This is a genomic window from Trichocoleus sp. ST-U1 (genome assembly GCF_039961835.1).
Taxonomy (GTDB): Bacteria; Cyanobacteriota; Cyanobacteriia; order Cyanobacteriales; family FACHB-T130; genus FACHB-T130.
On sequence record NZ_JAMPJZ010000142.1, the window covers coordinates 1 to 6,937 of the forward strand.

General features: G+C 48.8%; 7 protein-coding genes and 1 pseudogene. 5 read left to right on the forward strand and 3 right to left on the reverse strand.

What is annotated here, in order from left to right; translation table 11 throughout:
* Positions 1 to 242, reverse strand: a pseudogene (locus NDA06_RS25950) (photosystem II D2 protein (photosystem q(a) protein)); the annotation flags it as partial.
* A 437-nt stretch (positions 243 to 679) separates the two neighbouring features.
* On the opposite strand from NDA06_RS25950, the gene NDA06_RS25955 reads away from it, so the two are divergent.
* The 3 genes from NDA06_RS25955 (at position 680) to NDA06_RS25965 (ending at position 3,260) form a co-directional block, all read left to right on the forward strand.
* Positions 680 to 1,246, forward strand: a complete 567-nt coding sequence (locus NDA06_RS25955) for a photosystem I assembly protein Ycf4 (protein ID WP_190414475.1) — start codon at positions 680 to 682, stop codon at positions 1,244 to 1,246.
* Positions 1,247 to 1,321: 75 nt separating this feature from the next.
* Positions 1,322 to 2,074, forward strand: coding sequence for a peptidylprolyl isomerase (locus tag NDA06_RS25960; RefSeq protein WP_190987202.1), 753 nt, complete (start codon positions 1,322 to 1,324; stop codon positions 2,072 to 2,074).
* A 25-nt stretch (positions 2,075 to 2,099) separates the two neighbouring features.
* Entirely contained in the window at positions 2,100 to 3,260 is a 1,161-nt protein-coding gene (locus NDA06_RS25965; protein ID WP_190987203.1) for a beta-ketoacyl-ACP synthase, read from the forward strand.
* 134 nt (positions 3,261 to 3,394) lie between these two features.
* Here the strand turns inward: NDA06_RS25965 and NDA06_RS25970 are convergent, their stop codons facing one another.
* Positions 3,395 to 4,180, reverse strand: coding sequence for an RNA polymerase sigma factor SigF (locus tag NDA06_RS25970; RefSeq protein WP_190414495.1), 786 nt, complete (start codon positions 4,178 to 4,180; stop codon positions 3,395 to 3,397).
* A gap of 328 nt (positions 4,181 to 4,508) precedes the next feature.
* Between NDA06_RS25970 and NDA06_RS25975 the strand changes: the two genes are divergently transcribed.
* A complete protein-coding gene (locus NDA06_RS25975; RefSeq protein WP_190987204.1) occupies positions 4,509 to 5,237 on the forward strand; it encodes a Bax inhibitor-1 family protein in 729 nt (242 codons plus the stop codon).
* A 408-nt stretch (positions 5,238 to 5,645) separates the two neighbouring features.
* Positions 5,646 to 6,753 (forward strand): peptide chain release factor 2 gene (prfB, locus tag NDA06_RS25980; RefSeq protein ID WP_190987221.1). Its coding sequence is split into 2 segments (ribosomal slippage): positions 5,646 to 5,717 and positions 5,719 to 6,753, totalling 1,107 coding nucleotides; the frame shifts between segments, so codons are not numbered across the junction.
* Here prfB and NDA06_RS25985 read toward each other — a convergent pair.
* The coding region (locus NDA06_RS25985; RefSeq protein WP_348251924.1) for a hypothetical protein at positions 6,750 to 6,937 on the reverse strand (188 nt) is incomplete at its 5' end. The genes prfB and NDA06_RS25985 overlap by 4 nt on opposite strands.

Here is a 6,937-nt window from a genome sequence, read left to right on the forward strand (position 1 = left end):
GGCGTTGAGACGGCGACGGTGAGGAAGTTGCAGCCTTCGAGGTACGAGGAGGCGAGTCCGTGGGTGTACCAGGAGGTGACGAAGGTGGTGCCGGTGAGCCAGCCGCCTAGCGCTAGATAGGCGCAGGGGAATAGCAGTAGGCCGGACCAGCCGACAAATACGAAGCGATCGCGCTTGAGCCAGTCGTCAATGGCGTCAAACCACCCTCTTGAACTTGGCGCGCGTCCGACTGCAATGGTCATTTCAAATCCTCTTACTATTGCGTCAAATCGTCTGAACTTGAGCAATTAACATTATTTATTTGACACGACCCACGTCAGACAGTAGTGGGATTATTTTGGAGAAGTTTGCCGGGTTCTGTCTTCAATAGACACACTCGCTTGATTCCCCTGCGTGTCAATTTCCACTAACCTGTCGCCCTGATACCGGGTTTCAGGCTACTGTTATTTGGGAATGGGGCGCTTTTTGTCCCCAAAGTAAAACCCTAGGGTTCTAGCACGTGTCCTCTATGATAAGAAAATATCAGAATTTTTACAATCTGACACGTACTTCTCATTAATCTCTAGCTCAGTTAGATTGCTAAATCAATAGCATAAATCCCTGGGAAGCTAGATAATCTGAATCAGTCCGATCTTAAAAATTTTCCTTAACAACTTTGGCGAACACAGAGTTTTCTTTCATGGCTGCACCGACAACATCCACAAGTAACCGCGTTCTCCGTCAAGAGGTTTTAGGCTCTCGTCGTTTGAGTAACTATTGGTGGGCAACCGTAGTCTCCTTGGGAGCTACAGGCTTTTTATTGGCTGGAATTTCAAGTTACCTAAAAGTCAATCTTCTCCCTTTTGCTGACCCCACCAAGTTACTTTTTATCCCTCAAGGGATAGTCATGGGACTTTACGGGTTAGCTGGGTTACTCGTAGCGCTCTATCTATGGATGATGATTCTTTTAGACGTAGGGGGCGGTTACAACGAGTTTAATCAAGAAACCGGATATATTCGGATCTTTAGATGGGGCTTTCTCGGCAAAAACCGCCAAATTGAAGTCGGCTGTCGCATACAAGATGTCCAAGCGATTCGGGTGGAAATTAAAGAAGGTCTCAACCCACGCCGGTCGATTTACCTGCGCGTCAAAGGACGCCGCGATATTCCCCTGACGCGAGTTGGGGAACCTCTACCCTTGTCAGAGCTGGAAAATCAGGGTGCCCAACTAGCTCGCTTCTTGGAAGTGCCCATTGAAGGTCTCTAACAATTCTTGGTTGAGCCTCCCAATATCTGCATAAGATGATTCAGTAGCTCTGGCTACCAATTAGGTGAAATGAAAATGCAGATACAAATCCGGCACTGGTTTATATTACTTTTTGCGATCGCAGGACTGATGTTGGGGGGATGTACCACCGAGCAGGCTACTTCCTCGGATACCAGCCCCTCAGCAACTGAAACAACCTCAGCATCTGCCACTCCAGCGAGTAGTCCCAAAACAAGCAGTTTGCCCCGCCTAGAAGGTAAAGCCACCGTAGACATGACGGTTAAAGGCTCGCTAATTACGATTGAAGTCGATGGCACTAATGCCCCGATTACATCTGGGAATTTCGTCGATTTAGTTCAAAGAGGTGTCTATAACGGACTGGTGTTTCACCGCGTAGTGCGGCAACCGCAACCCTTTGTTGCTCAGGGTGGCGATCCGCAAAGTAAAGACCCGAATGTGCCCACAGAACGTCTGGGGATGGGTGGTTTTATCGATCCAGCGACGGGTCAAGCGCGTTACATTCCCCTCGAAATTAAGCCCAAAGGGGCGGAAAAACCCGTTCTCAGCGAAACGCTCAAAAGTGCGGGTGCTTCTCAACCCCCGCAGTTGCGACATACTCGTGGCGCTGTCGCAATGGCTCGCTCATCTTTACCCGACTCGGCTTCGTCGCAGTTTTACATTGCTTTAGCCGATTTGCCGTTCTTGGATGGTGACTATGCTGTTTTTGGCTATGTAACCAAAGGGATGGAGGTCGTTGACAAGATTCAGCAGGGCGATCGCATTGAATCGGCTAAGGTGACCAAAGGTGCGGAAAATCTCAAGAAATAGCAATTGGCGATTCGCTGGGTAATCGGTGGAGATTGTCGTTACTGGGATTGGTTTAGTCTCGGCTTTGGGTAACAGCTTGCAGACGAGCTGGCAACGTTTAATCGCCGGTCAATCTGGCATTCAGTTGTATCAACCCTTTCCAGAACTTGCCCCCCGACCCTTAGGACTGATAGGGAAACAACCCGCTGAGTTAGCAACCCTGACTCAGCGGGTTGTCGCTATAGCGCTGGAAGATGCTGGTTTAGTTTCGCCTTTGCCCGACTGTGGAGTCGTCATTGGTTCGAGTCGCTCTTATCAGGCATCTTGGGAGAAATTGGCGCGGGAGTTCTATCGGGATGCCGAACCAGTAAAATCGCCGCGATACAAACACCTGCCAACCCAGGCTTTTTTGGAGACGCTGCCCCACATGAATGCGATCGCAGCCGCTCGTCAAATCGGGGCAACTGGGTCAGTCTTGGCACCAATGGCGGCTTGTGCAACTGGAATTTGGGCGATCGCGCAAGCAGCGTCGCTCTTGGAAACTGGGCACTGTCAGCAAGTCATTGCTGGAGCCGTGGAATCATCGATTACACCGCTGACCCTGGCAGGGTTTCAGCAGATGGGCGCTTTAGCTCAAACGGGCGCTTATCCTTTTGATCGGCGGCGGGAAGGCTTAGCCTTGGGAGAGGGGGGAGCCGTCTTGGTACTGGAATCCGCAGAATTGGCAAAGCGTCGCTCAGCACGGATTTATGGTCAAGTGCTGGGATTTGGCTTGACATCGGACGCTTATCATACTAATGCGCCAGAACCGGGAAGTCGCAGCGCGATCGCGGCGGTCAAACAATGTTGCGATCGCAGCAACCTTTTGCCTGCGGACATCCATTACATCCACGCTCACGGTACCGCTACCCAGCTCAACGACCAAAATGAGGCGCACTTAATTCAGTATCTCTTTCCCCAAACGGTGCCAGTCAGTTCTACTAAAGGAGCCACAGGTCATACATTGGGAGCATCTGGAGCCTTAGGTGTCGCTTTCTCCCTAATGGCATTGAAGCATCAAATCTTGCCACCGTGTGTGGGGTTAAAGGAACCAGAATTTGATTTAGATTTAGTTAAAGTCCCGCGTCAAGGTGAAATTAAACAGGTGCTTTGTTTCAGCTTTGGTTTCGGAGGGCAGAATGCAGTGGTAGCTTTGGGGAAAATGTAGCCGAACGCCTTCAGGCGTTATGCCACCTAAAAAAATAGAGTGGTATATACCACTCTACAAACTCTCTACTAATTTTTAACTGGCGACTACTTCCCAAACAAGCTGTCTTGCTTGTAATTCTTTCCAGGAAGCCTTTAACTAGCCAAACGCTCGGTTGATTGAGGTTGCAACAGCGATACCAACTGCTCAACTCCTCTTTGAAGATGCCGTGTCACCGTCATCGGGCTGACACCAATTCGCTTAGCCGCTTCTTTCCGAGGAAGATCTCGTACCAACACCAACTCAATTGCTGCTTGAGTTTTGTTGTCCAAATAACTCATTGCCCCTTCCAGCTCTTGCCGTTCTTCTTCTTGACTTTGCCAAGATTGATAGCGAGGGTCAGGGAGTGTTTCCGCCAACGTCACCTGAAAGTCAGACTGCTCAAAAACGACACTATCTAAACTTAATGGTCGGCAGTTTTGAGCCGCAACCTTGCTTTCACTCCACTCTTCTAGAGATACTTTAATTGCTTGGGCAATTTCAGCTTCTTTTGGCGATCGCCCTAAAGTTTGTGCCAACTCTTTTCGCGCCTTTTGTCCTTCCTGCTGGATTTCCTGCCACCGACGAGGCATTTTCATTACGCCGCTTCTGTCGCGTAAATAATGCAGCATCTCGCCGCGAATGTAAGGAACCGCAAAGGAACTAAAAGCATAACCTTGATGGGGATTGAATCGCTCAATCGCCCGAATCAAACCGAGATAGCCGAGTTGTTCCAAATCTTCATAAGGTTCCGCACACTGATAGCTGACTCGATGAGCCATCTTCCGAACCAGTCCAGCATTCAACTGCACCAGTTGATTGCGAACTTCAACTGATGGATTTTTATAGTAAGCAATCAAAAGTTCCATCGAATCGGAGCTGCAAGAAGATTGAGTCGCCATTGTCAAAGCCTCTGTAAAACCACCCCGTTTGGGAGATTGGGAAATCGCTATCTCTTCATTTCGTCTAACTGAATTCATTTTCTGTATAGGCGCTTTCAACAACCATCGTTGGAATACGGAACTCACAGAGAGCCTCTCCCGGAATGTCAGCATATATACGTAAGTTGCAGTTTGATGTAGCCAAAAACTAATCCTTACTTCAAAAACAAACCGTAAGCGTTTGCTTCGTGAAACCCACCCTTTTAAGGACTCCGGCTCTACGTCACAATTGAATTAGACTGGCGATCGCCTAAATGTAAATGACTCGTAATATTTCTGAGGAAGCTTCATGAGTAACACCAGTAACTTCCGTCAAGCGATGCGTGAGGCTAAAAATCACGCACTCGTTGGCCCCAATGTCATTGCCAACGCCCTCCCCTACGTAGGCGCTGGACTTGTCTTAACCGCACTTGGCACCTACGGGGGTCTTGGCGTTCTTCGCTCCAACCCAGGGCTATTCATGCCAACCTTTTGGGTTGCCCTGGTTGCAGAATTTGCCCTTTTCTTCGTTGCCCAAAACGTTGCCATTAATGGCAAGAAAAGCGTTGCTCTGCCCCTCCTCGCTACCTACAGTCTGTTGTCGGGCTATACCCTGAGCGGATTGATATTCGTGGCTCTGAGGACACCAGGGGTCGGTGTGGCAGGAATTGGTTTTGCCGCCCTCGGCTGTGGCGTTACCTTTATTGCTGCACGACAGATTGGCTCCAATCTGTCGGAGCAAGACGGCATGGCTCTAACTAAAACAGTACAGCTAGGTATTATTGCCCTAGTTGTGGTGCTAGTGGGTCAGCTGCTGTTGTCTTTGTTTGGTGTCTATACACCCACCTGGCTAGAAATTGCCATTTCTGGTATTGGCGTGTTTTTGTTTGCCGGAGCTGCTGTGGTGGATTTCTATATCCTGCCCCGCGCTTACCGCGATGACCAATATCTGCCTGCTGCTTTGTCGATGTATCTGACTTACATCAATTTGTTCATTTTTATCCTGCGGTTGCTGATCGCTTTTAATAGCCGCGACTAACAGGCAAAAGTTTCATTAAGCGCACACATCTTGAAGCCGTGGGAAACCACGGCTTTTTTTGGGACTGGACATTTAGCAAGAAACTTAGATAAATTTGATTGCAGTGCAATATGAGCAGCGATCAAGAAAAAGCGCTAAAGCAATGCTGGAAATCATAGACATCCAACGTGAAGTAGAAACGTTGTCTTAGCATCTGGATCAAGATCAAGACTATCTTTAACTTTCAGCAGTTACTCCACAAATTCAATCTTAATGGGGTAATGGGTAAGAGATAATTGGTAACTTCCCCTGTTCCTCTCCTTCGCTTTCTTTGTTCAGGTCTTAGTGATTGGGAGAGAGACTCCAGCTAAGATCGAAAAGAGTGCAACTTTACTACCAAGCGCTCATCGGAAAAAGCTCAAAACAATGATTGAACTCCTAGACATTAAACGCGAAGTCGAAACGTTGTGCGATCGCCTGGGTAAAACCCAGGACTATCTTTGACGTTCCTGCTCTAACTGCCAAAATTCAAGACTTGGAGCAAGTCGCGGCGCAACCGGATTTTTGGGACGACCAAACGAGTGCCCAACAAACCCTCCAAGAACTCAATGACCTCAAATCCCACTTGGAACAATTTCACCAGTGGAAAAACAGCCTAGAAGACGCCAGGGCGGTTGTGGAACTGCTGGAATTAGAAGCCGACGAGTCACTGCTTTTGGAAGCTGAAAGCAACATCACCAAGCTCAATCAGGAACTTGAGCGATGGGAATTGCAACAGATGCTTTCCGGTACTTATGACCAAAGCGGAGCCGTTTTAACCATTAACGCCGGTGCAGGTGGCACAGACGCCCAAGACTGGGCGGAAATGTTGCTGCGGATGTACACTCGCTGGGCAGAAAACCACGGTTACAAAGTTACCTTAGCGGAAATCTCCAAAGGAGAAGAAGCGGGGCTTAAGTCAGCCACCTTAGAGATTGAAGGGCGTTATGCTTATGGCTACCTGAAGGCAGAAAAAGGAACCCACCGGCTGGTGCGGATATCGCCTTTCAACGCCAACGACAAGCGCCAAACAAGCTTTGCTGGAGTGGAAGTAATGCCAACTCTGGATAGATCCGTGACTCTGGACATTCCAGATAAGGATTTAGAAATCACCACCTCTAGGGCTGGTGGTAAAGGTGGACAAAATGTCAACAAAGTGGAAACAGCGGTGCGGATTGTTCATATTCCCACCGGCATTGCCGTGCGCTGTACCGAAGAGCGAAGTCAGCTGCAAAACAAAGAAAAAGGTCTTGCTATCCTCAAAGCTAAGTTGCTGATTGTCGCCCAAGAGCAACGCGCCAAGGAAATTGCTGACATTCGAGGCGATATGGTAGAGGCAGCTTGGGGCAACCAAATTCGTAACTACGTTTTCCACCCGTACCAGATGGTCAAGGATCTGCGGACAGGTGTGGAAACGACTGCCATTAACGATGTGATGAATGGCGACCTCGATTCGTTCATTGAAGCCTATCTGCGCCAAGAAAATCAGCTTACCTAAAAGCTGCGCCGTTGGGTCTTTAGGGTAGCCTCTGTGAGAGGGTTACTTAGCCACCAAGACACCAAGAAATTAGTAACATCGGGTGGACAAAGGAGCGATCGCGCAAAAGCGATCGCTCCTTTGTCCTTTACTTGCTGATTCGGTGATTTGCCATCAATTGCGAAACAAACTGTTACATTGTTGG